This is a genomic window from Bradyrhizobium sp. (assembly GCF_016462955.1).
Taxonomy (GTDB): Bacteria; Pseudomonadota; Alphaproteobacteria; order Rhizobiales; family Xanthobacteraceae; genus Bradyrhizobium.
Genome location: NZ_JAEMSD010000005.1, coordinates 1 through 25,217, shown reverse-complemented (window position 1 = coordinate 25,217; position 25,217 = coordinate 1). Strand labels below are relative to the sequence as shown.

The following is a 25,217-nucleotide window of genomic DNA, read 5'->3' as shown; positions in this document are numbered from 1 at the left end:
GCTTAGCAAGAAGCCTGCCAGACAGGCCGTTATTTTCGCACAAGTGCGGCGCGTCATTCGAACCAGGGCCATTCCGCCGGGCCTTCATGCGTCACGGCGCCGCCCGGAGCCTGCCCGACCAGTCGCGCATATTTGGCGAGCGCACCTGCGCGGTGCCGGGGCGGACGTTGCGTCCAGTTAAGTTGCCGAGCGGCGAGTTCCTGCTCGTCGAGCAGGACATCCATCCGGCGGTTTGCGGCATCAATCCGGATCCTGTCACCGTCGCGAACGAGCGCCAAGGGACCGCCCACAAAAGCCTCGGGCGACACGTAGCCGATGCACATGCCGCGGGTTGCGCCGGAGAACCGGCCATCGGTGATCAGCGCCACTTTTTCGCCCATGCCCTGACCGTAGATGAGCGCTGTGACGCCGAGCATCTCGCGCATCCCGGGACCGCCGACAGGCCCTTCATTGCGGATCACGAGGACCTCACCCGCCTTGTAGCTGCGGTCGCGAACCGCGGCGACGCAGGCCTCTTCATCCTCGAAAACTCGCGCGACACCTTCGAAAAACTGGCTCTTCAGGCCAGCTACCTTGATCACCGCACCATCGGGACAGAGATTTCCCTTCAACACCGCGACGCCGCCGTCAGGCATGATCGGCGCACCAGCCGCGTACACGATCTCTCCGTCGGGCCCGTTAGCAGCGCCATATTCTTCAGCAAGCGTGTGGCCTGTGATCGTGATGCAGCGGCCATCGATATGACCGCTCTGGATCAGCTCGCGAATGATGACCGCAGCACCGCCGATGTCGTAGACATCCTTGGCCGTGTATTTGCCTCCCGGCCGTAGATTTCCGATCAGCGGCGTCCTGGCAAAGACTTCGCCCACATCATCGATGGTGAATGCAATCCCGGCTTCGTTCGCTATCGCCGGCAGGTGCAGCGCGGCGTTGGTCGAGCCGCCCGTTGCGGCGACGATTGCTGCGCCGTTCTCCAGGGATTTCCGCGTCACGATGTCGCGCGGCAACGGCCCGCCACGCTTCAGCATCTCCATGATGAGACGTCCGGCGCGTCGCGAGATCTGGGCGCGCTCGGAATAAACACCGGGCACCATCGAGACGTTGGGAATGGTCAGCCCCATCGCCTCCGAAACCATTCCCATGGTGTTCGCGGTGAACTGGCCAGCGCATGCGCCAATCGTCGGCAGGCAGGCACGCTCGATCCGCTCGAGGGTCGCGCCGTCGATCTCACCGGTCATGAAGCTGCCGACAGCCTCGTAGGAGTCGAGCACCGTGAGCGTCCGCCCGTCCACGTGACCCGGAAGCGAGCTGCCGCCATAGATGAAAATGGACGGTACATTGCAGCGAACCATGCCCATCATCACGCCGGGAAGGGTCTTGTCGCATCCGCCGTATCCGATCAACGCATCATAGGCCAGGCCGTGAACGACAGCCTCGATCGAGTCGGCGATCAACTCCCGCGAGAACAGCGAGAACTTCATCCCCTCATGATTCATGCTGATGCCGTCGGACACCGAGATGGTCGAAAACTCCCGCGGCGTGCCGCCGGCCTCCTCGAGTCCGGTTTTGGCTGCAGCCACCTGAAAGTCATGGGTCATGTTGCAGGGCGTCTGCTCGCCCTTCATGCTGACGATGCCCACCATCGGCTTGGCAATCGCAGCGTCATCGAGCCCCATGGCACGCATGAATGCACGATGCGGGGCCCGGTCGAGCCCATCTGTCGTAACCCGTGATCGCAGCTTCTTCATATGTGCATCTTCTTCATGCAGCGTCCCGGAGGACCCGGAACGCCACGATTGTCGTTCGATCACCCATCCTGCTTCTATTGCAGCGGCGCGACGATCGACGGATGCTTGAACTGTGCGACATCCAGCTTAGGCAGCATTCCCGTCTCTGCATAGATATCCAGCATCTTCTGGATCGCGGGGAAGTTCGGCGCGGCGCCCGGATCGCGGCCGAAATCGTTGTCCTTGAGCAAATAGGTCTCGAGCACCGGAACGGGCGCCTTCAGCACTTCGGACACCACTTTCAAGGTCTCCTCTCGGTTGGCCAGCGCTTTCTTCATGCCTGACGTGATGTCGCGGACATAGGCTTTGACCAGTTCCGGGTTCTTGTCGACGAAATCGGCACGGCAGGCTTCCAGGATGTGCACGATGTTCGGCATGGCCTCGGACAGCGAAAACAGCTTCCTTGTGCCGCCCTTTGCCTCTGCGCGCGCGGCAAACGGCTGGTTCATGTTGACCGCATCGACGCGGCCTTGGCGCAGCGCGTCCTCGGAGACGGCGAAACCGACCTCTACCAGCTTGATGTCCTTGGCTGGATCGACGCCATTCTGCTTCAGGAGCAGGTTGAACGGGCCCTGCGTCCCACCACCGATCACCGAGATGCCCACCGTCTTGCCCTTGAGATCGGCAATTGTCTTGATCGGCGAGTCATCCTTGACGGCCCAGTAGACCGAGAAGCCGCCAGGCTTCTCGAAAACGTGCTGCGCGACGATATAGGCCTTGAGATTGCCGCCGACGACTCCGTTGGAGAGCGACAGCGGCGCCTGGGTCGCACAGTCCAACGCACCGGCCGCCAATGCCTGCGTCATCGGCGCGGTGCCCTGAAATTGGGTCCATTCGATATTGTAGGTCTTGCCTAGATTGGGAAATTCAGCTGGCCTGCGCATCATCCAGTACTTGGATTCCTCCGCCGGAATCGTCCAGCCGACGCGGATCGTCTGCTGCCCCCATGATGGGCTTGCGCCCGCGCTCACGGCGGCTGCTGCCCCCAAAGCCAGGATCCACTTCGAAACGGTTCGCATCGTGCCACTCCGCTGCTCCGGCGCCCGACAGGCGCCCCCAACCCGACCGCGTCAAATGTTTCATGGTTCAAACAATCAGGCAAGCCATGCAGGCCGGGCGGTTTCGCCGCGCGATGCGCCATGTAAAGTAATGCGGCGTCGGAATGCGACCGAAGGAGACAACCTGTGGCTGATGAGAGCAAGGCAAACCCGCAAGGCACCGAGAGGCTTGGATATCTCGGCCTGGGACTCATGGGCACTCCGATGACCCGACGCCTGCTCAAGGCAGGTTATCAGGTCGCTATCTGGAACCGGTCGGAGGGCAAGGTGGCTCCCCTCGTCGCCGCCGGTGCCAAGCGTGTGATGACACCTCGCGACGTCCTGGTGAATTCGGACATTGTCTTCATGTGCGTGACGGACGCTATCGCCGTCGAAGAGGTGATTTTCGGGCCCGAAGGCCTGGCGGCGGCGCCCGGCGCAGGCAAGCTCGTCGTCGACTTCTCGTCCATACATCCGGACGCTGCTCGCGATCTCGCAGCGCGACTGAAAGAGGCGAATGGGGCGGGCTGGATCGACGCGCCGGTGTCCGGGGGCACGAAAGGTGCGGAAGAAGGCACGCTGGCGATCATGGCCGGCGGAGAAGCCGGCGACATCGAGAGGGTGCGGCCCTATGTGCTGTCCATGGCCCGCCGATTCACCCACATGGGCCCAACCGGCGCCGGCCAGACCACGAAGTTGTGCAATCAGGTGATCGTCGGTTGCGCGATGGCGGTTCTCGCGGAAGCAACGCGCTTGGCCGTGAACGCGGGTATCGACGCCAACCGGTTGCCCGAAGCGCTCGCCGGAGGCTTTGCGGATTCCATTCCACTCCAGCTGTTCGTGCCGAGGATGGCGCAGGGCATTCACAGCCCCCCGCTCGGCCACATCGCAACGATGCTCAAGGACCTCGATACGGTCGCCGATGTCGCGCAGGCGACCTCGACTCCGGTCCCGATGGCCTCGCTTGCCGGACAACTGTTCAGGCTGGCGAAGGCCGCGCGCGGCGCAGAAGCGGACGCGTTGGAGATCTACAAGCTTTCAGCGACAGAGCACCGGTCTGGGGCGAGCTGAGGCGCCTCATGGCGACTTTTTCCGCTCATCGTCGGCTATGAAGCGACCGAACTTCCCTCGCGCGAAAAGCAGCGGCTCTTTCGCAGTGTAGGTGTAGGCCTCGACCGCACCGAGAAAGATGACGTGGTCGCCGCCATAGTAGCGATTCGCTGAGCGGCATTGGAAACTGGCGACGCTCTCGGCGAGCACGGGCGCTCCGCCGAGGCCAGGCGCCCAGTCGACGCCGGTGAACTTGTCATCCGATGATTTCGCGAACTTGTTCGCAAGCGTTTGTTGCGAAGCGCCAAGAACATTGACGGTAAAATGACTGGCGTTCTGGAAGATGGTCAGGCTGGAGGAATAGACGACGAGGCTCCACAAAACCAGCGGCGGATTCAGCGAGACCGAGGCGAACGAATTGCAAGTCAATCCGTAGGGCTTGCCGTCAAGCGCGGCGGCCGTGATGATCGTCACGCCCGTCGCGTAAGTGCCGAGCGCATTGCGAAAGTCGCGGGGATCGATCTGCGAACTGTCGCTCGCGAGCTCGTTCGCGGGATCGGGAGCGCCGGGCTGCCTCGGCTGATCATTCATCGACCGGGCCTCACAGCGTGAGATTCTCGGACGGCAGGCCCAGGGCTACACGTCCATAATTGGTTCCTGCCGCGTCGAAGTTGAACGCCAGATGCGAATTGATGGCGTGCGCGTCGCGGAATTGCCGCTGCAAGACGCCGCTCGTGAACAGACCCCGCGCGCCGCTCGCGGCAAACAGCATCGAGACCGCGTCCGTGCACAAATTCACCGAGAAGGATCCATCGCGCCGATACCGGGTTTTGGTCGCCATGTCGGGGATATGACCCCGCCGCGCGCCTGCCATGGCTTCGAGGCAAGCCGACCGCATGATCAGGCGTGCGGCGTCGATCTTGGCCGAGGCCTCCGCAATCTTGATCTGCGTGCTCTGGAAATCGCTCAGCTTGGCACGGTTGTAGGTCGAAATGCGATGACGGGCGACCTCGGTATAGTCGTCGAGACACGCTTGAGCATTCCCGAGCGCGACACCGGAAAGGACGTATGGGAAGAGTGAGAACACCGGCAGCGCATAGAGCGGATTCGGATTGACCTTGCTTCCCGGTGTCGGCCCACCAGAGAGATCACCGACCGCGACCGTCATGTGGCTGGCCACGAAGGTCTCCCTGACCTCCACGTCGCAGGACCCCGTCCCGCGCAATCCGGCGACATTCCAGGTGTCCAGCACCTTGTAATCGCTTTTCGGCAGCAGGAAGATTCGATATTCGATGCCATCAGCCTCATCGTCGGAATAGACCACGCTCGCAAGCATGTTCCATTCGCAGGAGACAACGCCGGACGAGAACGGCCAGCTGCCATGCAGCCGGTATCCGCCCTCGACCCGCGTGGCCCGTCCAGCCGGAAAAATGAACGAGGATGCGATCAGCGTGTCCGGATCACCGCCCCAGACCAGATCCTGCGCCTTCTGCTCGAACATGCCGAGCATCCAGTGATGGCTCGCCAGGTTGGCGAAATTCCAGGCGACCGACGCATCCGCCTTTCCGAGCAACTCTGCGCAATCGACGAGGGCGACGTAGTCGAGCTCGGCGCCGCCGACCCGGGCCGGCTGGAGCATTCGGAACAGGCCGGTGTCGTGGAGATCTCTTTCGGTTTCCGGCGGAAGGTGCCGCAGCTCTTCCGTCCGCGCCGCGCGCTCTCTCAGTCGCGGCAGGAGCGCCCCAGCCTTGGCAATCATGGCCGCATAGACTTCTCCGCCGGCTTGTCGGCCGGCGGTCTGGATCATGCTTGGCTCCTGGCCAGGCGCCATTCGGGTCCCTCGCTCTCACACATTTATGCGGCGGGACCTTTGCCAAATCAAGCCGAGGGATCTCTCAAGCCGAAGTCGGGGGCTTGACCGCGCCAAAGGCGCCTTTCTCGGCGAACTCCGCGATCCGACGTTCGTCGTAGCCGAGCGTATCCTGCAGGACTTGCTTCGTGTGCTCGCCCAACAGCGGGGCCGCAACGGGATCGATCGCGCCGGTCAGGCTCATCAAGATCGGCGGCTCGATGTTCGGCACCCATTCAGCCGTGGGGTGCGGAATCCGGCTCAGGCGATGGCGCTCACGAGCCTCGGGCGCATTGAAGCCCTCTTCGACTGTCCGGAGATAGCCCACCGGAATATTGGCCAGCTTCATCTTTGCCATCCAGTTCTCGAGGGTATCGCTCGCGAAAACATCCGCAATGGCAGCCCGCAGGAGCTCCTTGTTCTCCGAACGGGCCTTGCGCGTCGCAAACTGCGGATCGGTAATGAGATCGGGCCGGTTCAGCACCTCGACCACGAGCCGTCGGTAGAGCCGGTCGTTGGCGCAGGCCATGTAGAGCGGTCCGTCAGAGGCCTCATAGACCCCGACCGTGGGTGACCCGCTCGGCGAATTCCCGAAGCGACCGGGGTTTTCGCCGTTGATGAGGTAGGCCATCCCATAGAAACCGGTCATTCCGATCGCGACGTCGAACAGGGCGACCTCGACATGCTGCCCGCGGCCGAGCCGGTCGCGTGCCAGCAGCGCAAGCAGAATGGCGTTGCAGGCGGACATCCCGGTCGCCATGTCCACGATGGGCGGGCCGGTGCGCACCGCCGGGCCGTCGGCAAATCCGTTGAGCGACATGAAGCCGCTTTCCGCCTGCGTGATGGGATCGAAGCCAGGCCGCGAGGCGAACGGTCCAGTGCGTCCGTAGGCGGAGATCGAGCAATACACTAGCCGTGGATTGAGCGGCGCGACCGACTCATAGTCGAGCCCGAACTTCTTCATGACCCCGCTCGAGAAATTCTCGACGACCACATCCGCCTTGCGGATCAGGTCGATCGCGATCTGGCGGGCCTCCGGCACGGCAAGATCGAGCGCAATGCCACGCTTGTTGCGGTTCAGGCTGAGAAAGGCGGCGCTTTCGCCGCCGATTTCGGCCTGCTCGTAGGCGCGCGTGTCGTCGCCGCCGTCGGGATTCTCGATCTTGATGACGTGCGCGCCGAAATCGGCAAGCGTCTGGGTACAGGCCGGTCCGGCGACCACCCGCGTAAAATCGACGACCAATAGACCATCGAGCGCAGCCGGCTCGCCTGTCCCTCTCATTGAACGTTCCGGCAATTGAGGTTTGGTGGGCATCGATAGCGCTCCTTACATCGGCTTATGGCCGCCGAATTTCCCGCAAGAGCAAACTTAAAGCCCGGCGCCTCCGTCTTCGCAAGTCCCCCGCCCACATCGCTTCAGTACGCAAAAGGGACCCCGCAGCCGCCAGGCTGCCGGGTCCTCGGACGTTCCAACTATGCGAGGTCGCGCTACATCGCGTACTGCCCATTCCATGCGACACGTTCCGTGCGGCGGAAACCCCGCTCAGCGAAGCCGCTTTCTCCAATAGAGCGTATGCGCCCACGCCCATGGCGTCTCGGGCTCGAAGAGCCGATAGCCTGCCTGGATGAAGTTGTTGGCGGATACTGCGTTGTCCGTTGTGTCGGAAACGATGCTGTCCCAGCCGAACCGCCGTCCCCTTGCCTCGACGACACGCATCAATCTGCGCTGAAGGCCGTTCCAGCTCGCCCACAGCTCGGAGTCCTTGGCACGGATCGTCGGCCGCAGCAGCGCGAGGCTGCGCGCGCTCAAGGATTGCGCCTCGTCGATCCAGGCAATGCGAAATCCCTCCAGGGATTTGATCGAGTCGGCCGTGTGATCCTGAAGTCCGCGGAAAATGATGAGCCCGTCGCCGGGCGTCTCGATCTTGTCGCTGAACAGCTTGAAGCCATGCCCGAGGCGAAGGCTTGCAATCTTGCCTTCTATCAGACGCTTGGACGATTGCGCCAGCGTGCGCTGCGCCTCGCGAATACAGACCGCGAGCGTGCCGCGCTCGGCCTGGCAGGTCTCGACCAGGAGCTCGCCGAAGAAATGCGATTTGCCCGAGCCGCGTCCGCCATAAACGCCCTTGTAGCGGACCGGTTGCAGCAATGGCTCGAAGATCTTCGCCGTTGGAATTCTAAGGATGGACAATGGCTGCGCTCGCTCGCCCTAGGGCAGGCCAGTGCGCCCTGCGCCACATCGCGGACCAGTCTTCGTTGTCGAAGGTCTCGGATTGGCCTTGTTGGGTTCGGGTCAAGTCGGAAGAGGCGTCGTGCTCCGAGAAAGGCGGCCAAAGTCCAAGAAGCCTCCTGAAATGGTTTTCAATAGCGGATGGACGGGAAGAATTGGAGCCGCTGTAGGGCACCTCAACGGGCTTCGAATTGAATGACGACCGCTCCATTGCGCGGTCGGGTATTCTCCTCAGAACTCTCACATCTTTTCGAGACGTTGCAGGAATGGCGCCTGCATCGCGCATATAGTGGCGATACTCGTCAACATAGGCAGGAGCCGCCGGATTTGGATCTATTGGTCCTTGCTGCTCCCAGTACGCCTGAGGATTGAGTCCACGACCGGCGGGGTCCTTCAACTGATAATGAAGATGATGATCGCCGCTTTCGATATACGGTTGGATCACGCCTGTATTACCCATCGTGCCGACCAGTTGCCCAGCAACGACCGGATCGCCTACGTTGACAAATCTGCGGTGCGTGTGCAGAAGCTCGTGCGATATGCCATTTGCGTCTCTGATCGCGATTCTACCGGCCGTACCTTCGCCCGCGTTTGTCACGATGCCGTCGACTGGGGAGCGCAACACAGGGTGCTTCAGATTGATTCCCCGCTGCCCATTCGGGCCGACGTTGTAATTTCCGTCTACGCCCTGATGGGGTGAAGTGCCACGGTCCCGTATCGCATTATATGGGCTCGTTGTGTGAGGCTCGAAACCCGCAAGTGGGGGTAACATTCGCCGCAAGGCATCATGCCAAGACATTCCACTCTCCAATGCTTCGAAGCATAGTCTTGAGACCCGCGCGCGATACCCCGCACGAGCGAACCCTCTTGCTCAACTTGTGGCTGTTCCACTATTCTGAACGCAAAGCTGCAACATGTCGGCGAACGGCTCGACATCCAAACGCGGGAGCTATTCGTGGGCCCTGATGAGAGAAGACGTGGCGCGTCGTTGATGGCGATCATCGTTCTTCTGACGTCGACAACCGATCTGTCGGCTGTTGCTCAAGAAGCATCTCCGATGACCGCCGACAAATGGCGCCCGAAGTCCGGCGTCTATGCGGAGCTCGGCAAGAATTTCCAATCGTCCTGCAATGAAAGCGGCGATCTTACCATTGATCTTGGCGAGAAATCGATCAACGGTTACGAATGGGGCTGCAAAGTCACACAGGTCATCGATCTCGCGCCAGGCTCGCTGAAGGTCGGAATGGTCTGCGACGACTACAATCTGGCGCAGAACCTCAATCCTCGCGATCCCAATTGGGAGAACAGGCAATTCAACGAAGTCATGTTCGTCAAGCGGATCAATGATACGACGATCTCCGTTCAGAAAAGTTTGAACGGGAAGGTCAAAGATCCTCCCTGGCGTGCCGCCTACTGCCCTCTGGAGACACAGCGCGCGATTGCCGAAGCCACGCTGAGAGCCAAGTTGGAAGCAAAGCGGAAGGCCGACCAGGAGCGGACCCTCAAGGAAGCCCATCCGCGGGACGGCGTCTACGCGGCGGCCGGCGCCGATTTCGAGGAGCGCTGCACCAAGTTCAACGACACCGTCGTTGCGTTCTCCGGAAAGTCGATCACGACTGCCTCGAACATTTGCAAGATCGAAAGGACGCGGGTTCAGCTTCCCGATACCGTCAGAGTGGGCGCCGATTGTAAATTGCAGCCGGCTCCAGACAGAGACGCCGTCACCGTACAAAATGTGGACACGACTCCGGACCGCGAGAACCTGATGTTCAAGAAGATCGACGACAAGACCGTCATCCTCTGGATCATCGACAACGGGCGCTTCACCGGCGACGGCCGAAAGCTGTCCTATTGCAGCGACCAGGTGCAGCGCGCTTATGGCGGGCGGCGTCCGGCCGATAAGCAGACCAGGAATTAGAAGGCATCAAAAGAAAACCCGCACCGGATTGCATCCGCGCGGGCAACACCAACTTCTGTCGATGATGCCATTCTGCCAGTGTTTTGCCCGACGGGTCAACCGATCAATCCATCTCAATTCGAGATGCCCGATGGATCGAGTATCGAGCGCAGCGCCGCGTCAGCCGGAAACGCCTTGTAGCGCGCGGGTATCAGTAACGGCTTAAAGATCTCGACCGTCGGGATTTTCAGGATGGACGCTAGATGCGATTGCTCGCCCTAAGGCAGGCCGGTGCGCCTGCGCCACATCGCGGACCAGTCCTCGCTGTCCGGAGTATCGGATTGTCGCTGCGGCACTTGATTGAAGCCAGCAAAGACACCGCCTGCGGAAGGCGAAGGCCAATTTCCGTACCGTCTTTCGAAGTCGGATTGTGGCGAAGATGGAAACGAAGCATCGGGCGGAATAGCGGGCACCACCGGTACGGGATCATTCGAGTTGAAAGCGGATTGATCCGATTTTCCGGCAGGCATCCTCCTCAGGATCCGCACATCTTCGGGACGGATCCGCGGCACCATATCCGCGTTTTGCAGATACCGCTGATACTCCGGAACGTAGGCCGGCGCGGGAATTGGATCGAACGGTCCCAGTGCATCCGCAAACGCACCGGGGTCAAGAACATTACCTGCGCGATCCTTGATTTGATAATGGACGTGGTGGTGCCCTGGATTGCCCTTCATATCAAAAAGACCGGTATTACCCATCGTGCCAATCACTTGGCCCGCCGCAACCACATCGCCGACCTTAACGTGCCGAGAGTTGGTATGCAGGATCTGATGCCGCAAGCCGTTATTGTCTCTGATTGAGATTGTTCCCCATTGATCATCACCGGCGCTCTCAACGACGCCATTCACGGGAGACCGCAACTCCGGGTGGTTCGTGTTCAGCCGAGCGCTTTGACCACCAACATAATTGAAATCGATGCCCCGGTGCGGGTTGCTTGATCCACGCGGCCTACCTGTCACCGCGCCGTATGGACTCGTAACATGAGGCGAGATGTCCCTGGCGGGCTGAAGAATACGTCGCATCATGTCATCCCACATGCTGAGAATCCTTCTGAAAGCGAGAGGGCTTCACGCGAATTGACAAGCAGCCGTCCTCGCCGTTTCGCCAGCGGGCGACAGCTTGCTCAACTCTTGTTAATCCATTAACTATTTCGCGCGCGGTGGTTTCATGAAAGACATGCGGCATGCGTCGAGGAATGAGGGGACTTGCGTGAACAGAGTCATTCGTCGCCGAATTCTCGGTCAGGCTATCTCTGCGGCTACGCTGGTCGCTCTAGCACTTCCTGCCCTCGCACAGGAGCCGCTCGCTCCGACATTGGACAAATGGCGTCCCAAGCCCGGTGTCTACGCCGAACCTGGCAAGAATTTCCAGTCGAACTGCGATGAAAGCGGCGGCCTGATAATCGATCTCGGCGGGAAATCGGTCAGCGGTTACGAATGGATCTGCGACGTCAAGAAGATCACCGACCTCGGCCCGGGCTCGCTGAAGGTTGACATGGTCTGTGACGATTACAATCTAGCACAGAACCTCAACCCTCGCGATCCCAACTGGGCGAACAGAAAATTCAACGAGGTCATTTTCATCAAACGGCTCGATGCGGCGGCGATCTCCGTCCAGAAGAGCCTGAATGGGAAGCTCAAGGATTCTCCCTGGCGCGCGGCCTACTGCCCTCTGAAGACACAGCGCGCGCTTGCTGAGGCCACGCTGAGAGCCAAGGCAGAGGCCAAGCAGAAGGCCGAAGAAGCCAAGCGGAAGGCCGAAGAGGAACTCACTCTCAAGAGCGCTCATCCGCAAGATGGCGTCTACGCCGCGGTGGGTGCCGATTTCGAGGACCGTTGCACGAGATTCAGCGACACGGTCGTTGCGTTCGCCAGGAAGTCGATCGTTACTGCCTCTAACAAGTGCGATATCCGCCGCACGCGTGTTCAGCTTCCCGACACCGTCAGGGTCGACGCCGCCTGCACATTGCGAGCTCCTTCAGACCCTGAAGCCGTCAGCGTGCAGGACCCGAACACCATTCAGGACCGCGAGAACCTGATGTTCAAGAAGATCGATGACAGGACCGTCATCCTCTGGATCATCAAGGATGGACATTTCACCGGCGGCGGCCGAAAGCTGTCCTATTGCAGCGACCAGGTGCAACGCGCCTATGCCGGGCAGCGCCGGACCAGCAAGCAGACCAGGAATTAGCCGAGGCATCAAATTAAAAGCCCGCGCCGGATTGCACCGCGCGGGCAACACCAACTTCTGTCGATGACGCCATTCTGCCAGTGTTTTGCCCGACGGGTCAACCGATCAATCCGAATCTCAAATCGAGATGCCTGGTAGATCAAGTATCGCGCGCAGCGCCGCGCACGCCGTAAACGCCTTGTCCGCGCGGGCATCAGCAGCGGCTCGATGATCTCGGCCGTCGGGCTCTTGAAGATGGACAATGGATACGCTCGCTCGCCCTAAGGCAGGCCAGTGCGCCTGCGCCACATCGCGGACCAGTCTTCGTTGTTCAGTGAGTCGGATGGGCTTTGCGGAGCTTGATAGACACCAGCAAGGACGCCGCCGGCAGGTGCCGGCCACGAGCCGAACCGCCTCTCGAAGTCGCTTTGTGGCGAGAGCGGAAACGACTCGTCGGGAGAGACAAAAGGCACCGGCGCGCCGTCGCTCGAATTGAAGACGGATCGATCCGACTTTCCGGCGGGCATTCTCCTCAGAACCCGCAGGTCTTCGGGACGGGTTCGAGGCACGCGATCCGCATCTTTCAGATACCGTAGATACTCCGGAATGTATGCGGGCGGCCCGGGTTGAGATCGACTGATGGCTGCACGTCAGCACGAGACGCGGGATTCGTGAACCTATCTGCGGGATTCCTGACAGACCGCTGGTAGTCACGTCCCGCGCGGTCGTTGATCGCATTCCAGCGGTCGGAGAAGCTAGCTGGCCCATCAGCCAACGCTCGAATGATCGCAGGTTCGTTTGCGAGATACGTTGCTCCGGCGCCGTCAACACCTATCCGGGGAACATAGGGGACACCGTTCTGCGCCGCGATCATCGAATTTTTCAGCGCGAGCTTCGGTGTCGGACCTTGCTTGTAGAATTGGACAAGCAATGCATTTCGAGTCGACGGATCCAGACGTGTCCAAGCGTCGATCCCGGTCGTCAGATCGCCATTGACGCTCATGTTGGACTGATAGTTTCGAGCACCTTCACGCAAATATGCGCCGATGGTTGATGCCATGAGAGCCTGATCGCTGCCTTTATGCAAAGCGACGTCGGCCGAATATAGATCCTTAACATATTGCGCGAAGGCGGGATCATCTGGGTTATTGAGAATTGCCCGAATGGCGTTCTGGAACTTCATTCCAGCAGGGCCATAATCGACGAGCAGAGGATTTTTGATTTTCTTCCTGATGTCCCTTCCAACCGTCATCGCATTTGGATCGGCGTTGTACTTATCCAGAATAATATCGGAGGCTCCTTGCGTGGGATGCAATCGGTTTCGTTCTCTTCCGTCAATGAACCTCCTGTCAAGGAATTCACGTGCAACGAGGGAAGAGCCGACCATCCTCGCGTAATTCGTCAAAGAGTCCGTCTGGTCAAACCGCTCTTGAACCAACGCGCCGGCGATCGCTTCGGCAGGCACTCCGTATCTCGCCGCCGCAGCGGCGATCTGAGACGTCATCCCTCGGACCAGAGCCAGATTACCTTGCGTATAGGATGGAAGCTTACTCGCCATGACGGTCTCTCACTCTTCTTGTCAGGTACGGCGCTTTAACGGTCGCGGGGCTCTACGAAAGGGCAAGGATGAGCATTGAGATTCCAGCCCAGTCGAGGACGACGCTAACCAGGACCACGGTGCTCCATAAGCCGACATGGGTTACGTGCTTGATGCATGCAAGTATTGCGATGAGGACGACGACAAGCGGCGAAGAATAAGCAAATATATGGAATACAAACAATCGATGATATTCGTGCGAAAACGGCCAAAGAACCACTGTCATTGCAATCGCAAATATCGAAAGACCGAAAACAATCCCCAATGACAGAACAACCCTATAGGTCGCAGGCTGAAGACGAAGAAAGTATGTTGGAAGCACGCATAGGATAGAAGCGATAGTCGAGACGTTATTAGTCACAGGGATCGCTTCTAAGAATTGATCGACGTCCATGACTCATCTCCGATATGCGTTTCAATTCGGATGGGGGGGCACTACGAAAGAGCCAGGATGAGTCCGGAAATTCCAAGCCAGTCGAAAATAACGCAAGCCAGAACTACCGTGCTCCATAAGCCGACACGGGTTACGCGCCTAATGCATGCAAGTATCGTAATGAGAACAATAACGAACGGCGAAAAGATAACGAGCTGAAAGAGCACAATCCATCGGGCAAACTGATGCGGAAGCGGCCAAAGGACCGTTGCCATTCCGACCACCCACGTCGAAAGACCGAAGACAATCCCCAATGTCAGGACGAGCCTATAAGTCGCAGGCTGAAGACGAAGAAAGTATGTTGGAAGCACGCATGCGATAGATGCGACCGTCGAGAAATTATTGATCGCAGGGATCGCATCCACGAGTTGCTCAGTGTCCATGATTGCGCCCCGTGGGCTGATTGTGAGAAGCGCAGATGCTATCCGGGCGGGGGTAGATTATCATCCTGCCGGCGCTCGGCACATCCATCAGGCCGTTGATCACCTCGCGCATGTCGATCGTGCGCTTGTTGCCGGCGTCCATGGTCGGCACAATCGGCCTCTTCCCCGGCGCCCGTTCCTCGTCTGTCTAATCGTCGCGACAACGCATGCAGCTACGATCGCTGTGGCCCCGGTTCTCCTCGTCGACATTGCCCCCTCCTGAAAAGTCGGACGGCCTCACTGAATCAGAAATCATTTCGACGATTCAAGGTCGCGTATGTGCAGAATTTCATGAAATACCTCGTACTTGCAGCGGCCACGTGCTGTGCCTAGGCCGGGCGATAATCAGACCAGGAACTGCCGACCGCATCAAACAAAAACCCGCGCCGGATTGCTTCCGCGCGGGCAACACCAACTTCTGTCGATGATGCCATTCTGCCCGTGTTTTGCCCGACGGGTCAACGCTCAATCGAGGCGCGATCGCAGATCGGGATCTCCGACATCTCGAGCGTCGTGACGGCATCACCGCCACTCGAGCTCGACGGATGCACGATGATGCGCTCGATCCGGTGGATCAATTCCAGCACGCCGTCCTGGCCGTTCTCGACGGGCTGTGCGGCCTTGCCCCAACCGCGATCGAGGATGGCATTGGCGGCCGAGACACGTGCCGCGGGCGTTGCTTCCTCGCTGCGCATGACGCCGACCAGCACCCTGATGGCCGTCCTGGTGTGGCTGCGCGCGAGCGAGCGGATCTCCGTCAGGTTACGCGCGCGCGCCGTCCTCCCGCGCGCGGGCAACCGGACCGGTGCAGGCTCAAGCTCACCCTCGATGATGTCGTCGCTCACGAGAACGTCTCCCATAGCACGATGGCAACGAGGCCCGCGACGGCCAGCGATATCAGGTAGGCGGTCATCATCTCTCCTTGTCGATAAAATGCGCGGCAGATCGCGCCATGAGGCGCCATCGTTTCGGGCGCGAACCCTATCTCCGTGTCCCGGAGACCGCAGCGGCGCGGGCGCACGCCCGGCGCCGCGGGCCGGCACGTTCGCGCGTGCACGGCCAGCAATGGTTCGGACGACGGCGCGCCGATCGGCGCTCCAGGTTTGACGAGTGCGTGGCCGCAATGCGCCGCCGCCGTCCGATTGCGAGATCGAGAACGAAAAAACCCGCGGCGGATAGTTCCGCGCGGGTCAACCAAACTCGTCTCGATGATGTCATTCTGCCGGTGTTTTGCCCGACGTGTCAAACCTCGTGCTGTGAGCGATACGTCTCGCGCGAAGCGGACAAGAAAAGGCCCGCCGCAGATTGCTCCGCGCGGGCTCACTGAAACTCGTTTCGATGATGCCATTCTGCCAGTGTTTTGCCCGACGTGTCAAACGAACGATTTCGTGCAAGCCGCGTTGGACAATCAGGAGAGACTGCCATGACGATGAAGACGACCTCACTCGGAAAATCGCAAGACGAGGCGGCGCGAAATCTTGCGGGCTCAAAGCCGAGCATCGACGAGGAGCGCCCCACGCAGCAAGCGATCGTCGAAGACGGCGACGAGACGGCGGACGATGGTCGCGATCTCGCGCATGGCGAGGGCGGCAGCATCGATCTGCCCACACAACCCGGCGATTTGGCGAAGGACGACTAAGCGCAGCAAAAGCGGGGCGCATCTCGATGATGCCGTTCTGCCAGTGTTTTGCCCGACGTGTCAACGCGCCGAACACGGCAAAGCCTCATCTCCCATCTTCATATGTGGTGCGCAAGGGACTTGCTTCAAGCCCCAGGCGATCGCGTAAGACCCCTCGGCCCGAGCAACCACTCCAGGGTCACGACATGCCTGTATCGTTTCCAACGTCCCGGTCGCACGGCCGAACGCGTTCAGAACGCGCAGCAGCCACCGGCCATGAGGTCATCATTGCCGGCGGCGGCCCGACCGGGCTGATGCTTGCCGCCGAGCTTGCGCTCGCGCATGTCGACGTCGCCATCGTCGAACGGCGTCGCGATCAGGCGATCGTCGAAACCCGCGCCGGCGGACTGCACGCGCGCACCATCGAAATCCTCGATCAGCGCGGCGTTGCCGAGCGCTTTCTGCGCGAAGGCCAGGTCACGCAGCTCGCCGGCTTCGCCTGGACCAGGCTAGACATCAGCGATCTCCCCACCCGCCATCCTTACGGGCTCGCGCTGCGGCAGAACCACATCGAGCGCCTCCTCGCTGAATGGGCCTCTGAGCTCGAGGTGCCGATCTATCGGAACCGCGAGGTGATCGACTTCGCGCAGGACGAGACCGGCGTCGAAATCATCCTGTCGGACGGCGCGCGCTTGCGCGCGGACTATCTCGTCGGCTGCGACGGCGGCCGTAGCGCGGTGCGCAAAGCCGCCGGCATCGACCTTGCCGGCTCAGATCCGACGCTCAGCAACCTCATGGCCGAGGTCGAGATGCGGCAGGAACCGATTTTCGGCCTACGTCATGACGCTCTCGGCTTCCACGGCCTCAGCAAGACCGAGAGCGGACGCGTGCTGGTCGTCGTGACGGAAGCCACGCTCTCGCGCAGCGGCGAGCCCAGTTTGCGCGATCTCTGCGAGGCCATCGTCACCGTGTACGGCACCGATTTCGGCGTGCACAATCCCGCCTGGATCTCCCGCTTCACCGACGCGGCGCGGCAGGCCGTCTCCTATCGCAAGCGCCGCGTGCTGCTCGCCGGCGATGCCGCGCACATCCATCACTCCGTCGGCGGCCAGGGCCTCAACCTCGGTGTGCAGGACGCGGTCAATCTCGGCTGGAAGCTGGCACAGGTCGTGAAGGGCATCTCGCCGGACAGCCTGCTCGACAGCTATCATGCCGAGCGCCATCCCGTGGCCGCGCGCGTGCTGAAAGACACGATGGCGCAGATCGCCCTGCTCCGCCGCGGCGACGATGGCCGCAAGGCCGCGCGCGAGGTGATCTCCGAGCTGCTCGCCATGGACGAGCCGCGACAGCGCTTTGGCGCAATGATGAGCGGGCTCGACATTCGCTACGACCTCGGCGAAGGCCACGCGTTGCTAGGACGCCGCATGCCCGATCTCGATCTCGTGGTCGACGGACAGAAGCTGCGTCTGTTCACGCTTCTGCACGGCGCGCGCGGCGTGCTGCTCCATTTCGGCAAACGCGGCGGCATCGACATCACGCCCTGGGCGGACCGCCTGCAAAGAGTCGACGCCGATTACGACGGCGACTTGCAGCTTCCGGCCATCGGAGCGGTCCCTGCGCCGAGCGCCGTGCTGGTGCGGCCGGATGGACATGTGGCCTGGGTAGGAGACGGGAGCCAGCGCGGACTTGCTGATGCGTTGAAACGGTGGTTCGGGCCGGGTGGCGCGTAACGCACGGACATCTCTGCGCCGCCAAAACAAACAAGACTGCGGCAGATCCGCAGCCCTGTTTCGAGTTCTTCGATGATGCCATTCTGCCAGTGTTTTGCCCGACGTGTCAAAGCGATCTTCCATTGGTGCAACTAACAGTCGATGCGCCCTCGAGAAATTAGTGCGCGAGTTCATCCGTACAATGAAACACCGGCGGCCCTTCAAAAATATCAGAGTTCTTGTAGCGCACTGCAATCCGCTCGCTCGCACTTGCTCCCATTGTATCGCCGTCCTTCACCACGCTTCCGTGCTCGATCAGATATACGGAAAGCCCTGCTACCTTCTCGAACAACGCCGGAAGCGCGAGCTTAGCGGTCACGAACTCGATCTCACGGCCAACGAAGGCCGCCAATCCCATCGTGATAACCCCGACCATTGCGCCTGACCGAAATGGAAGGATGTCGACCCATAACCTGAAAGGATAGTCCGGATATGGTGCGAGCGACCAGCGAGACTCCTCCAGCCATAAGTCAGCCGGCCGCGCCACTCGGCCAGCCCACACCACGCCGCAACATTCCGGCACGGTGGCAATCAACGCACCGATCACTGCAGTCGTAAGGCGGGCGGCGACCAACGGCTGCTCAGCTTTTCCAAGCAGCGAGACGATGATGTGACCTTGATGGCCCGTTGCCACGGCCTCGCTTTCCGGCCAGGTTCGCGCAGCGCGCGCCCACAGTCCCGGGTCTTGCGGAATCGGTGCCGGCATCGACATGACCGCAACCAACTCGTTGCCGCAGCGGATGAGCGGCGAATTCGCGTGAGAAGGTTGCTCTTCTCCACTGTCCACCGGCTCCGTTGCCAACTCGGGATGCCGCTCCTGAAGGACCCTGGCGATCGCCGACGTGTCCGGCGTCGACCACTTGTTCAACAAGACAAATGCGAGAGGCGAGGTACTCATCGACCACCTTGCAAAAAAATAAGAGCGAACGCAAACGAGCCAATTGCTCCGGCTTTTCGTCTTAAGGTTGAGGTCGCACGCTAGAACAAAACAGGAACAATGTCAACCCGCGCCTGCTTCCTAACTGCTGCCGGCCGAGTTGGAGTCGTGCCCATCGTGGCAGAGCGAAGCAGGGCCGGCCGAGCAACACGGCGTTTCGGCGTCAGCGACAGTGATGATGCGTAGCCTTTTGGACGGTTCGCTCGACGTCGTGCTTTGATCCCAGCGCAACGCGAGGATGTCACACGCATGCCCTTACCAGTGATCCTCCGCCTTCGGAGGCGCGTCCTGCGTCTTCCGCCCCAGAAACGTATCGGGCGGCGGCTGCTTCAGCAGTTCGCGGCATTGGCGCACGATTTGACGCATGTACTCGGCCTGCTCATGGTCGACAGGCAACGGCCGAAACACCGGCATGGTGCGGCTCCCTTCGCTCTATAGGCGGGAGCACGCTCGGTCTCTCAGCCACCGACGCCTACGGGCAAAGCCTCGGCCGGTGATGCCTTGCAAACGATCTGAAGTCGCTTTTGTTCAATAGTGAACTTTGGGATCTAGCCGCGCGAGGTGAGTAAGTGGCTCAAGATGCTCACGCTTCGCCACGAAAATAATCCCCGCGCCCGTTATCAATTGATGTGACTCTCCACTGCCAGGGGGCGTAGACTTAATCCATCACCGCAAGGCCCGTGGCAGAGATCGGTGATGAGAACGCCGATTGCGCTCCCGCCTTACTCGTATGAGGGAGCACGCCATGCCGAAGCGGCGTCGTATCAAACAGATCAAGACCCTGACCGAAAGACTGGCGGACGAGGCCGCGCGCTGCCGTGACGAAGCGCGCCAGCTGGCGCCGGGGCACCGCCGCGACATGCTGCTGCGCGAGGCGCGGCGCGACGAGACCGCCATGCAGATCGAGGCCTGGCTGCGCTCGCCCGGGCTGAGGGCGCCGACATGACGCAGCCATATCGCGCTTATCTCGTCGGTGAGAACGGCGTCTTCCGCTCCACCGAAGCTTTCGAAGCCCCGTCCGATTCCTCCGCCCTCACCTTTGCCCGGCAGTTCACGCGGCGGGGCAAGGTCGAGGTCTGGCAGCTCGACCGCAAGGTCGCCGTGCTTGATTCCGAGCAGTCTCTGCCGCCACCGCCCGTGCCATCCCGGCCGACGCTGACGCGTCAGTGATCGCGGGATGCGGATCGCGACCTGAGATCTTCGATCTCGAAGCAGAACCTCACCTGCATCACGGACCGCCAGCGTCGCGAACGTCTATCACCATCTCTTGCCGGTCAGCGGCGCGGAGAGCACCGCATCGCGCACCATGTCGGCGACCTTTGGGCCTTATAGGCCGGGGAGTGAACAGACGTTTCGCCGGGGCCGAAAACGAGTTTCGGAAATCCATGCGCTCCTGGAACACCTCGGACCCGCGGCAGGCCGGACTGGGCCGGCCTACTCCTCCGTAAGCTTGCCCTCGATATAGGCGTCCACCGTCTCGGCGAACGAGCGCTGCACGCCGACCGCGACATCCTGCTGGTCGAGTGCGTCGCGCTGGAGCACGCGCAGGCCCCGCCCGCGGGCGCTCGCCGGCACCGTGTTCAGGAACTGGTCGATGGCACCCTTGGCAAGCGGGATGGCCTTGGGATCGCCCTTGGCAATCAGGAGCCTGAGCAGGCTCTGGCATTCGGCCAAACCGGGCATGGCGTCGCTCACCTCTGCTGCGACTTCGGCTTCGGCCGCCTGACGGGCTGGGTATGGGTGCCGAACAGCGCCAGCAGCAACGCGACTTCTTCCTTCGAACCGATCTGGATCATGATTGTCTCTCCTGTTCGATCCGTTGGTCGGGCACCAGCCCCGCCGAGTTCAGGACGATATGGTTTCAGTACGGTTTCAAGTTCGTTTCGTCGCCCGGCTGCATTCGCCGGACGGGCCGGTTGTGTGCACAACTGAACGCTCTGCGTTCATCGATCGCGGCCCACTTCTCTCTTCCTTAACCCCGCGTCCTCTACGGTTGCGGCCGCAAGGCAGGGGGTTGCGTGATGGCGGTGACGTGCGCGGGATGCAGGGACGGTGCGGAGCTGCCGTTCGAATTCAAGATGGCGTTCCAGCCGATCGTCGACGTCATGGAGCACCGCGTCTGGGGCTATGAGGCCCTGGTGCGCGGCCCCAACGGCGAAGGTGCGCACAGCGTGCTGGGCCAGCTCACCGACGATCAGCTCTACCGCTTCGACCAGGCCGCCCGCGTCATGGCAATTGAGACGGCCGGCAAGCTGTTCGACGATCCGCAGGCGCGTCTGTCCATCAATTTCATGCCGAATGCCGTGTACGAGCCGCGCGCGTGCATTCAGCAATCGCTCGCGGCGGCGCGGCGCGCGAACTTTCCGGCAGAGAACCTGATGTTCGAATTCACCGAAAACGAGCGGATGAGCGATCCGGCGCATGTCGAGAACATCGTGCGAGCATACAAGGCGTTGGGGTTCTGGACCGCGCTTGATGATTTCGGCGCCGGCTATGCCGGCCTCACCTTGCTTGCCCGGCTGCAGCCGAACCTGATCAAGATCGACATGGAGCTGCTCCGCGGCATCGATGCCAGCCATCCGAAGCAGGTAATCGTGTCCGCACTGGCCGCGATCGCGCGCGAGCTGGACATCACCCTCCTCGCCGAGGGCGTCGAGAGCGAAGCCGAACTCATCACCCTGCGCGCCGCGGGCATCAGGCTGTTCCAAGGCTATTATTTCGCCAAGCCCGGCTTCATGTCGCTTCCGGCGGTGCGCGGACTTGAGCCGCTCGAGGTGTCGCTCGCCGGTTGAGGATCACGGACAAGCTGCGTCCCTCGAACCAGCGCAGGGCTGTTTGCCGCGCTTGGCGGGACGGTGCGCAGCACGATGCCGTGCTGCCAGCCCGGCACCCGCACGGCCGCTTCGCCCCGGTCGAGTTCGGCTGCGACTCATCGGGTCGGCGCCCCGCGTCGGCCATGACTTTCAGCTTCTCATGTTCGTTTGCCGACAATGACGGCGTCCTCGAAATCTCAGCCCGCGACGGATCGCTCCGCGCGGGCTGCTTTGGCGCCATCGCGACGAGGCCTTCAACCTCCCCACGACTCACTGCATGTGGCCGATCAGCTAGATGCCGCCACCGATAACGATCACGGCCGGGCGGCCACAGCAGCGATATGGGTATCGTATCTTCCTTAGTTCGACGTGCAGACCTTGACGGTCTTCATGCCGGTTTCGGCTTCCGCTCTCGTCTTGTAGATCGTATCGCCGCTGACGACGGTCGTCTCCGTGGTCGTCGGCTTCGACTCGGTGATGGTGCACTTCTTGGTCTTGACGTCCTGCACAACGTAGAACGATTGCGCAAAGGCGGGAGCCGCAACTGACGTCAGCACGGCGGCAGCAATGATCGCTTTGATATTCATGGTTTCCTCCTCCAATGGCCCGGTTAGCGGGCTTGTCTCCTGCAAACGTCACAAATTGCCACTTGTTCCCGGTTCTGAGCCGAACCAACCGGCGTGGACCGCGTTGGTGCGCAACAGCAAACAGGAGGCTTCGATGCTCGACATGCGGCTCGTGACGACTTCTCTGGCGATGATGGCGGCGCTGATGAGCGTGGCGCTGGCTGAGCCCGTCAAGGATCAGCCTGCACCCGGCCTTCAAGGCGCCCCCGAAGTCCGCCCCATCCGCGTGATCCTTCCCGCGCCTTGGGAGCCTACGAAGGGTCAGGCCGAGTCCGCGCAATCTTCGAAGTAGCAGGCGACGGACACACGCAATTGCGGCGGCTGCGGGACGGGTGCAGCACGTGCGAGATGGTCGCAGGCAAACAGTCGCGACCAATGAGCCGCAGCAAACTCCTCGAAACAAATAGCAACCAATCCGAAACTTGCTTGTTGTCGCCCGCACAATCACTTCAAGGGAGACAACAACATGTCACGACTAACTGTGCTGGCCGCAGCTTTGCTGACGCTCGGTTCGGTATCCGCGGGCGCTCAATCGCAGCCGGCGCAAAGCGGTCCGGGCAACAACGCCGTCAACAGCTCCGACCAAAACAACTCCAACGCGCCGGTCGCTGGCCGCAACAGCTTCACTGAAGGACAGGCGAAATCGCGGATCGAGGACGCGGGTTATTCCAACGTTTCCGGCCTGCAGAAGGACAACGAGGGCGTCTGGCGCGGCAAGGCCGACAAGGCCGGCACCAAAGCCGACGTCAGCGTCGACTTCCAGGGCAACGTGAACCCCACCAAGTAATCGGCGCAAGTCATTCCGAGAAGCAAGGAGATCTAAATGACCACCACCATCTCTCGCCTGTACGACAATTATTCCGATGCGCAGCAGGCCGTCACGCGGCTTGAAAGCGCCGGCGTACCGCACTCCGAGATCAGCATCGTCGCCAACAATTCGGACAATTGGTACGGCTCGTCGTCCGGTAAGGTCGACCGTGACCGCGACGGCACCGATGACCGCGCCGAAGGGGCGGGCACGGGTGCAGGTATCGGCGCCGGGCTCGGCGGCGCTGCCGGCCTGCTGGCAGGCCTGGGCCTGCTGGCCATTCCCGGCCTCGGCCCGGTGGTCGCGGCCGGATGGCTCGCAGCGACCGCGGCAGGCGCGGCGGCCGGCGCGGCCACGGGCGGAATCATCGGCGCCCTGACCGAGACCGGTGTCTCGAAGGAAGACGCATCGCGTTATGCCGAAGGCGTCCGCCGCGGCGGCACGCTGGTGACCGCGAGGGTGCCGGACCAGGACCGCGCGCGCCTCGATGCACTCCTGCATGAGCGATCGGTCAACCTGCAAGAGCGCAGCGCCGCGTGGCAGAAGTCCGGCTGGACCGACTTCGACGCCGCAAGCCCGCCCTTATCGCCCGAGGATATCGGCCGCGAGCGCGAGCTGTACGGCACAGGCTCGCGGCGATAGGCACCAAGAGCGAATGAACACGACAAAGGCCCCGCGATGCGGGGCCTTTTTGATGTCGAACGCCATCATCATCGCGATCCCGACCTGGTCAAGGGCGTCATCCTGCAGGTGTTTTACCGGGCGGGTCAACTTTACCTTAAATGCCGCAGAGTGGATTCGGCGAAACGAAAACTGTTCGCACCATGCTGAGACATGTCGCCTGGACGGGGGCAAGCCGGAGAGACCTCCCATGTACTACGTCGCCGCTGCATTGCTGGTGCTGTCGGGACTGTTCTATTCCGCGAGCCGTCATGAGCTCGGCCAATTCGGAGCGAGCGTGTGCAGCTATGGCGGCACGTTCTGCGACAACCCGGTGGTCCTCTTCACCGGCGCGGCGCTGGCCGCCGCCTGGGGTATGTTCGTCAGCATCAAGTAGCCGCTTTCGTCCCGCGCACCTGCAGGCCTCGCGGCGAGGTGACCATATCAACCACGGGATGATAGCGATCTTCCTGCTTTGGCCGCTTTGAGGCGGTTGAGCATCGAACTTGCCGGTGGGGTGCCGGCAGTGGAACTTATGTTCCCCGACTCGTATTTGCTAAAATGCTCACCTCATTCGAGGCCCGCTTCATGCGCGAAGGCGCCCTTACCGAGACGAAGTCCGCGCCGACGCTGCTGCAACGGTTGGGGCCAGGCCTCGTCACTGGAGCTGCCGACGACGATCCGTCGGGGATCGCCACCTATTCGCAGGCCGGCGCGCAATTCGGGTTCGGCCTGCTGTGGACCGTGTTTTTGACCACGCCTTTCATGATCGCGATCCAGCTCGTCAGCGCGCAGATCGGGCGGGTCACCGGCAAGGGCATCGCCGCCAACGTCATGCAGATCGCGCCGCGATGGGCGGTGCTGGCGCTGGTCGCGATGCTGGTTGCCGCGAACACCTTCAACATCGCCGCCGACATCGCCGCGATGGCCGAGGCGCTCTCGCTCGTCATTGGCGGTCTCAACCACGAGCACGCCCTGATCTTCGCGGCCGGCTCGGCCCTGCTCCAGGTGTTCCTGCCTTATCGCCGCTATTCTCCGTTGCTGAAATTCCTCACACTCGCGCTGTTCGCCTATGTCGCGACCGCCTTCACGGTGCAGATTCCCTGGAGCACGGCGCTGCTCGCCGCGGTGTGGCCGACGCCGAACGTCAGCGGCGACTATCTCCTGATGGTGGTCGCCGTGCTCGGCACCACGATCAGCCCCTACCTGTTCTTCTGGCAGGCCTCGCAGGAGGTCGAGGAGATGAACCAGGGCAAACGCGACAAGCCGCTCCGCGACCTCAAGCGCGGCGGCCAGCACGAGCTCGGCCGCATCAAGACTGACACCATCTCCGGCATGCTGCTCTCCAACGGTATCGCCTTCTTCATCATCCTGACCACCGCCACGGTCCTGCACGCCAACGGCGTCACCAAGATCAATTCGGCGACGGAAGCGGCCGAAGCGCTACGGCCG

At 61.5% G+C, this 25,217-nt stretch carries 29 protein-coding genes; 13 read left to right on the top strand and 16 right to left on the bottom strand.

Annotated elements, in window-relative coordinates; translation table 11 throughout:
* Nucleotides 1-53: 53 nt before the first annotated feature.
* Together ilvD and JHD07_RS01280 are read right to left on the bottom strand one after the other, a co-directional pair.
* Nucleotides 54-1,748 carry a dihydroxy-acid dehydratase gene (ilvD, locus tag JHD07_RS01285; RefSeq protein WP_291618169.1) on the bottom strand — a complete coding sequence of 565 codons (1,695 nt, stop codon included), beginning with the start codon at nucleotides 1,746-1,748 and terminating at the stop codon, nucleotides 54-56.
* Nucleotides 1,749-1,822: 74 nt separating this feature from the next.
* Nucleotides 1,823-2,806: an ABC transporter substrate-binding protein gene (locus tag JHD07_RS01280; protein ID WP_291618167.1), complete on the bottom strand. Its 984-nt coding sequence runs from the start codon at nucleotides 2,804-2,806 to the stop codon at nucleotides 1,823-1,825.
* 165 nt (nucleotides 2,807-2,971) lie between these two features.
* Here JHD07_RS01280 and JHD07_RS01275 point away from each other — a divergent pair, with 165 nt between their 5' ends.
* Nucleotides 2,972-3,895, top strand: a complete 924-nt coding sequence (locus tag JHD07_RS01275) for an NAD(P)-dependent oxidoreductase (RefSeq protein WP_291618165.1) — start codon at nucleotides 2,972-2,974, stop codon at nucleotides 3,893-3,895.
* Between the two features lie 6 nt (nucleotides 3,896-3,901).
* Here the strand turns inward: JHD07_RS01275 and JHD07_RS01270 are convergent, their stop codons facing one another.
* The 5 genes from JHD07_RS01270 to JHD07_RS39645 all read right to left on the bottom strand — a co-directional run bounded on the left by JHD07_RS01270 (nucleotide 3,902) and on the right by JHD07_RS39645 (nucleotide 8,725).
* Nucleotides 3,902-4,465, bottom strand: coding sequence for a flavin reductase family protein (locus tag JHD07_RS01270; protein WP_291618163.1), 564 nt, complete (start codon nucleotides 4,463-4,465; stop codon nucleotides 3,902-3,904).
* Between the two features lie 10 nt (nucleotides 4,466-4,475).
* Nucleotides 4,476-5,681: an acyl-CoA dehydrogenase family protein gene (locus tag JHD07_RS01265; protein WP_291618161.1), complete on the bottom strand. Its 1,206-nt coding sequence runs from the start codon at nucleotides 5,679-5,681 to the stop codon at nucleotides 4,476-4,478.
* Nucleotides 5,682-5,769: 88 nt separating this feature from the next.
* Nucleotides 5,770-7,038 carry a CoA transferase gene (locus JHD07_RS01260; protein ID WP_291618159.1) on the bottom strand — a complete coding sequence of 423 codons (1,269 nt, stop codon included), beginning with the start codon at nucleotides 7,036-7,038 and terminating at the stop codon, nucleotides 5,770-5,772.
* A 228-nt stretch (nucleotides 7,039-7,266) separates the two neighbouring features.
* Entirely contained in the window at nucleotides 7,267-7,872 is a 606-nt protein-coding gene (locus JHD07_RS01255) for a phage terminase large subunit (protein WP_291618233.1), read from the bottom strand.
* A gap of 28 nt (nucleotides 7,873-7,900) precedes the next feature.
* A complete protein-coding gene (locus JHD07_RS39645) occupies nucleotides 7,901-8,725 on the bottom strand; it encodes a peptidoglycan DD-metalloendopeptidase family protein (RefSeq protein ID WP_366863930.1) in 825 nt (274 codons plus the stop codon).
* Between the two features lie 285 nt (nucleotides 8,726-9,010).
* Between JHD07_RS39645 and JHD07_RS01245 the strand changes: the two genes are divergently transcribed.
* The gene (locus JHD07_RS01245; RefSeq protein WP_291618155.1) at nucleotides 9,011-9,871 is read left to right on the top strand and encodes a hypothetical protein; all 861 of its coding nucleotides are present in this window, start codon (nucleotides 9,011-9,013) and stop codon (nucleotides 9,869-9,871) included.
* 257 nt (nucleotides 9,872-10,128) lie between these two features.
* On the opposite strand, the gene JHD07_RS01240 is transcribed toward JHD07_RS01245, so the two are convergent.
* Nucleotides 10,129-10,950, bottom strand: a complete 822-nt coding sequence (locus tag JHD07_RS01240; RefSeq protein ID WP_291618153.1) for a M23 family metallopeptidase — start codon at nucleotides 10,948-10,950, stop codon at nucleotides 10,129-10,131.
* 277 nt (nucleotides 10,951-11,227) lie between these two features.
* Here JHD07_RS01240 and JHD07_RS01235 point away from each other — a divergent pair, with 277 nt between their 5' ends.
* On the top strand, nucleotides 11,228-12,103 hold the full coding sequence (locus JHD07_RS01235; RefSeq protein WP_291618151.1) for a hypothetical protein: 876 nt from the start codon (nucleotides 11,228-11,230) through the stop codon (nucleotides 12,101-12,103).
* Between the two features lie 562 nt (nucleotides 12,104-12,665).
* Here JHD07_RS01235 and JHD07_RS01230 read toward each other — a convergent pair.
* The 4 genes from JHD07_RS01230 to JHD07_RS01215 all read right to left on the bottom strand — a co-directional run bounded on the left by JHD07_RS01230 (nucleotide 12,666) and on the right by JHD07_RS01215 (nucleotide 15,394).
* On the bottom strand, nucleotides 12,666-13,547 hold the full coding sequence (locus JHD07_RS01230; RefSeq protein WP_291618149.1) for a hypothetical protein: 882 nt from the start codon (nucleotides 13,545-13,547) through the stop codon (nucleotides 12,666-12,668).
* A gap of 145 nt (nucleotides 13,548-13,692) precedes the next feature.
* Nucleotides 13,693-14,073 (bottom strand): hypothetical protein, encoded by a 381-nt coding sequence (locus tag JHD07_RS01225; RefSeq protein WP_291618147.1) that lies wholly within the window; start codon nucleotides 14,071-14,073, stop codon nucleotides 13,693-13,695.
* Between the two features lie 411 nt (nucleotides 14,074-14,484).
* The gene (locus tag JHD07_RS01220) at nucleotides 14,485-14,637 is read right to left on the bottom strand and encodes a hypothetical protein (RefSeq protein ID WP_291618145.1); all 153 of its coding nucleotides are present in this window, start codon (nucleotides 14,635-14,637) and stop codon (nucleotides 14,485-14,487) included.
* Between the two features lie 355 nt (nucleotides 14,638-14,992).
* The gene (locus JHD07_RS01215; protein WP_291618143.1) at nucleotides 14,993-15,394 is read right to left on the bottom strand and encodes a hypothetical protein; all 402 of its coding nucleotides are present in this window, start codon (nucleotides 15,392-15,394) and stop codon (nucleotides 14,993-14,995) included.
* 563 nt (nucleotides 15,395-15,957) lie between these two features.
* Here JHD07_RS01215 and JHD07_RS01210 point away from each other — a divergent pair.
* Both JHD07_RS01210 and JHD07_RS01205 read left to right on the top strand, forming a co-directional pair.
* A complete protein-coding gene (locus tag JHD07_RS01210; protein WP_291618141.1) occupies nucleotides 15,958-16,173 on the top strand; it encodes a hypothetical protein in 216 nt (71 codons plus the stop codon).
* Between the two features lie 185 nt (nucleotides 16,174-16,358).
* Complete coding sequence (locus JHD07_RS01205; protein ID WP_291618139.1) at nucleotides 16,359-17,882, top strand: FAD-dependent monooxygenase; 1,524 nt, start codon at nucleotides 16,359-16,361, stop codon at nucleotides 17,880-17,882.
* A 157-nt stretch (nucleotides 17,883-18,039) separates the two neighbouring features.
* Here the strand turns inward: JHD07_RS01205 and JHD07_RS01200 are convergent, their stop codons facing one another.
* Together JHD07_RS01200 and JHD07_RS01195 are read right to left on the bottom strand one after the other, a co-directional pair.
* Complete coding sequence (locus tag JHD07_RS01200; RefSeq protein WP_291618137.1) at nucleotides 18,040-18,789, bottom strand: DUF4261 domain-containing protein; 750 nt, start codon at nucleotides 18,787-18,789, stop codon at nucleotides 18,040-18,042.
* 324 nt (nucleotides 18,790-19,113) lie between these two features.
* Nucleotides 19,114-19,272 carry a hypothetical protein gene (locus JHD07_RS01195; protein ID WP_291618135.1) on the bottom strand — a complete coding sequence of 53 codons (159 nt, stop codon included), beginning with the start codon at nucleotides 19,270-19,272 and terminating at the stop codon, nucleotides 19,114-19,116.
* A gap of 331 nt (nucleotides 19,273-19,603) precedes the next feature.
* Here JHD07_RS01195 and JHD07_RS01190 point away from each other — a divergent pair, with 331 nt between their 5' ends.
* Nucleotides 19,604-19,804, top strand: a complete 201-nt coding sequence (locus tag JHD07_RS01190) for a hypothetical protein (protein WP_291618133.1) — start codon at nucleotides 19,604-19,606, stop codon at nucleotides 19,802-19,804.
* Nucleotides 19,801-20,028 (top strand): hypothetical protein, encoded by a 228-nt coding sequence (locus JHD07_RS01185; RefSeq protein WP_291618131.1) that lies wholly within the window; start codon nucleotides 19,801-19,803, stop codon nucleotides 20,026-20,028. The genes JHD07_RS01190 and JHD07_RS01185 overlap by 4 nt, the downstream gene beginning before the upstream one ends.
* 264 nt (nucleotides 20,029-20,292) lie before the next feature.
* Here the strand turns inward: JHD07_RS01185 and JHD07_RS01180 are convergent, their stop codons facing one another.
* Nucleotides 20,293-20,541 (bottom strand): hypothetical protein, encoded by a 249-nt coding sequence (locus JHD07_RS01180; protein WP_291618129.1) that lies wholly within the window; start codon nucleotides 20,539-20,541, stop codon nucleotides 20,293-20,295.
* A gap of 338 nt (nucleotides 20,542-20,879) precedes the next feature.
* On the opposite strand from JHD07_RS01180, the gene JHD07_RS01175 reads away from it, so the two are divergent.
* Complete coding sequence (locus tag JHD07_RS01175; protein WP_291618127.1) at nucleotides 20,880-21,650, top strand: EAL domain-containing protein; 771 nt, start codon at nucleotides 20,880-20,882, stop codon at nucleotides 21,648-21,650.
* 380 nt (nucleotides 21,651-22,030) lie between these two features.
* Here the strand turns inward: JHD07_RS01175 and JHD07_RS01170 are convergent, their stop codons facing one another.
* Nucleotides 22,031-22,258, bottom strand: a complete 228-nt coding sequence (locus JHD07_RS01170; RefSeq protein ID WP_291618125.1) for a hypothetical protein — start codon at nucleotides 22,256-22,258, stop codon at nucleotides 22,031-22,033.
* Here JHD07_RS01170 and JHD07_RS01165 point away from each other — a divergent pair.
* From JHD07_RS01165 to JHD07_RS01145, 5 genes are all read left to right on the top strand, one after another.
* Nucleotides 22,239-22,589, top strand: a complete 351-nt coding sequence (locus JHD07_RS01165) for a hypothetical protein (protein WP_291618123.1) — start codon at nucleotides 22,239-22,241, stop codon at nucleotides 22,587-22,589. The two genes, JHD07_RS01170 and JHD07_RS01165, sit on opposite strands and share 20 nt — an antisense overlap.
* A 174-nt stretch (nucleotides 22,590-22,763) precedes the next feature.
* Entirely contained in the window at nucleotides 22,764-23,084 is a 321-nt protein-coding gene (locus JHD07_RS01160; RefSeq protein ID WP_291618121.1) for a hypothetical protein, read from the top strand.
* Between the two features lie 36 nt (nucleotides 23,085-23,120).
* Complete coding sequence (locus tag JHD07_RS01155; RefSeq protein ID WP_291618119.1) at nucleotides 23,121-23,747, top strand: general stress protein; 627 nt, start codon at nucleotides 23,121-23,123, stop codon at nucleotides 23,745-23,747.
* Between the two features lie 229 nt (nucleotides 23,748-23,976).
* Nucleotides 23,977-24,162 carry a hypothetical protein gene (locus tag JHD07_RS01150; protein WP_291618117.1) on the top strand — a complete coding sequence of 62 codons (186 nt, stop codon included), beginning with the start codon at nucleotides 23,977-23,979 and terminating at the stop codon, nucleotides 24,160-24,162.
* Nucleotides 24,163-24,353: 191 nt separating this feature from the next.
* Nucleotides 24,354-25,217 (top strand): NRAMP family divalent metal transporter (locus JHD07_RS01145; protein ID WP_291618231.1); only part of this gene is annotated, 864 nt, incomplete at its 3' end.

Bases quoted from the DNA above. Each gene is read 5' to 3' on its own strand.
- ilvD (WP_291618169.1), bottom strand. From the start codon at position 1,748: ATGAAGAAGCTGCGATCACGGGTTACGACAGATGGGCTCGACCGGGCC.
- JHD07_RS01280 (WP_291618167.1), bottom strand. From the start codon at position 2,806: ATGCGAACCGTTTCGAAGTGGATCCTGGCTTTGGGGGCAGCAGCCGCC.
- JHD07_RS01270 (WP_291618163.1), bottom strand. From the start codon at position 4,465: ATGAATGATCAGCCGAGGCAGCCCGGCGCTCCCGATCCCGCGAACGAG.
- JHD07_RS01265 (WP_291618161.1), bottom strand. From the start codon at position 5,681: ATGATCCAGACCGCCGGCCGACAAGCCGGCGGAGAAGTCTATGCGGCC.
- JHD07_RS01260 (WP_291618159.1), bottom strand. From the start codon at position 7,038: ATGCCCACCAAACCTCAATTGCCGGAACGTTCAATGAGAGGGACAGGC.
- JHD07_RS39645 (WP_366863930.1), bottom strand. From the start codon at position 8,725: ATGTTACCCCCACTTGCGGGTTTCGAGCCTCACACAACGAGCCCATAT.
- JHD07_RS01245 (WP_291618155.1), top strand. From the start codon at position 9,011: ATGACCGCCGACAAATGGCGCCCGAAGTCCGGCGTCTATGCGGAGCTC.
- JHD07_RS01240 (WP_291618153.1), bottom strand. From the start codon at position 10,950: ATGTGGGATGACATGATGCGACGTATTCTTCAGCCCGCCAGGGACATC.
- JHD07_RS01225 (WP_291618147.1), bottom strand. From the start codon at position 14,073: ATGGACGTCGATCAATTCTTAGAAGCGATCCCTGTGACTAATAACGTC.
- JHD07_RS01220 (WP_291618145.1), bottom strand. From the start codon at position 14,637: ATGGACGCCGGCAACAAGCGCACGATCGACATGCGCGAGGTGATCAAC.
- JHD07_RS01215 (WP_291618143.1), bottom strand. From the start codon at position 15,394: ATGGGAGACGTTCTCGTGAGCGACGACATCATCGAGGGTGAGCTTGAG.
- JHD07_RS01210 (WP_291618141.1), top strand. From the start codon at position 15,958: ATGACGATGAAGACGACCTCACTCGGAAAATCGCAAGACGAGGCGGCG.
- JHD07_RS01205 (WP_291618139.1), top strand. From the start codon at position 16,359: ATGCCTGTATCGTTTCCAACGTCCCGGTCGCACGGCCGAACGCGTTCA.
- JHD07_RS01195 (WP_291618135.1), bottom strand. From the start codon at position 19,272: ATGCCGGTGTTTCGGCCGTTGCCTGTCGACCATGAGCAGGCCGAGTAC.
- JHD07_RS01190 (WP_291618133.1), top strand. From the start codon at position 19,604: ATGCCGAAGCGGCGTCGTATCAAACAGATCAAGACCCTGACCGAAAGA.
- JHD07_RS01185 (WP_291618131.1), top strand. From the start codon at position 19,801: ATGACGCAGCCATATCGCGCTTATCTCGTCGGTGAGAACGGCGTCTTC.
- JHD07_RS01180 (WP_291618129.1), bottom strand. From the start codon at position 20,541: ATGCCCGGTTTGGCCGAATGCCAGAGCCTGCTCAGGCTCCTGATTGCC.
- JHD07_RS01175 (WP_291618127.1), top strand. From the start codon at position 20,880: ATGGCGGTGACGTGCGCGGGATGCAGGGACGGTGCGGAGCTGCCGTTC.
- JHD07_RS01165 (WP_291618123.1), top strand. From the start codon at position 22,239: ATGATCGCTTTGATATTCATGGTTTCCTCCTCCAATGGCCCGGTTAGC.
- JHD07_RS01170 (WP_291618125.1), bottom strand. From the start codon at position 22,258: ATGAATATCAAAGCGATCATTGCTGCCGCCGTGCTGACGTCAGTTGCG.
- JHD07_RS01160 (WP_291618121.1), top strand. From the start codon at position 22,764: ATGTCACGACTAACTGTGCTGGCCGCAGCTTTGCTGACGCTCGGTTCG.
- JHD07_RS01155 (WP_291618119.1), top strand. From the start codon at position 23,121: ATGACCACCACCATCTCTCGCCTGTACGACAATTATTCCGATGCGCAG.
- JHD07_RS01150 (WP_291618117.1), top strand. From the start codon at position 23,977: ATGTACTACGTCGCCGCTGCATTGCTGGTGCTGTCGGGACTGTTCTAT.